Genomic DNA, 705 nt, shown 5'->3' on the forward strand with positions numbered 1-705 from the left:
CTAACGATTGAATTAAGCGGCTGCCGCCGCGAACAGGCTCAGAATACCAAGTAACGGGGCGGCTGTCCGCTTGGATGATTAGTTAGACCCCATCAGCGAGATTGTTACGGCTCAGGCGAAGCGATGGGCTGAGTATAACTACGAGTCTCGTAATCTGGGAAGCCTGGCGGAAGCGGTTTGCCATTGATGAAAGGAAGAACGTTTCTGAGGATGTATGACTTGTCATTGTCCTTGGTCTCGGCGTCTTCTGAATAGCTTCCTCTAAAATTGAGTATAGATTCGTCGCCAAACAAAGCAGGAGTAAGGACTAAACCTTTGGTTGATGTAGCCACAATAAAATAGTGACCAACGTCCAGCCGAAGGCCTCCACACGATGATGTTCTAAATCTGATGAATTGGGCTTGAGGCTTGCCGCGTAAGACGCGAACAATTTTAATCCTTCCCGCAACTGTGCCCATGTAATCTTCGGACCTTACTGGCGGGCCAAGTTTTCCGTCCAGGCCTCTCTTGCTCGTGATAAATTGATCCTTCACTTCTGCCAATGATTCTAGGCGAAATATATAAATCTGGTCCGCTGTTTGAATTTGTTCGCGAAATGACTTGGAGGGAGCGTATGAGCAGGAAATTGCATCTCCAGTAATTAAAAGCAAGGTCACGGTGAGAAGAAGCCGCAGCATACCGAACTTCCTAGATGGGGTTCTAACG

Annotated in this window: 1 protein-coding gene; it reads right to left on the reverse strand. The window is 47.9% G+C overall.

Going from position 1 to position 705, the window contains the following annotated elements; translation table 11 throughout:
* Positions 1-104: 104 nt before the first annotated feature.
* Positions 105-705, reverse strand: a 601-nt coding sequence (locus IEV56_RS10525; RefSeq protein WP_229730255.1) for a hypothetical protein, incomplete at its 5' end; no start/stop codon positions are given.

This window comes from Arenimonas maotaiensis (genome assembly GCF_014638745.1).
GTDB classification, from domain to species: domain Bacteria; phylum Pseudomonadota; class Gammaproteobacteria; order Xanthomonadales; family Xanthomonadaceae; genus Arenimonas; species Arenimonas maotaiensis.